Genomic DNA, 371 nt, shown 5'->3' on the forward strand with positions numbered 1-371 from the left:
GTCTTGGTAATGCCCCTAATGTCATGGAAACTGCAAACAGTTCTTGACTCACCGCATCATGTAAATCACGTGCAAGTTTTCTTCTTTCTTCTAAACTTGCAGCGCGCTCTGCTTCTGATATTAACTTGGAATTTTCATTTAATATTCGTCTCATCGAAACGATTTGTTGTTCCACATCACTTGTTAATTCATTCAGATGTTCTGAGAGTTTCCCTAATTCATTATCTGTTTTTAGAGGCTCTCCTTTACGGAAAGCTCCCCTTTGAAATTGTTTAATTTGGTGAATAAGTTGTGTTATTCTTCGCTTTATACAAGCACCATAAGAATAACTAAAAAACCAAGCTGTTCCTAAATAAATCAGTGCTATGAAT

General features: G+C 35.8%; 1 protein-coding gene. It reads right to left on the reverse strand.

The genetic code is table 11. The features are described 5' to 3' along the window. The coding region (locus tag AOA60_RS32090; protein WP_256592785.1) for a histidine kinase at window positions 1-371 on the reverse strand (371 nt) is incomplete at both ends.

The sequence above is a fragment of the Pseudomonas sp. 2822-17 genome (assembly GCF_002742485.1).
Taxonomy (GTDB): Bacteria; Pseudomonadota; Gammaproteobacteria; order Pseudomonadales; family Pseudomonadaceae; genus Aquipseudomonas; species Aquipseudomonas cyclaminis.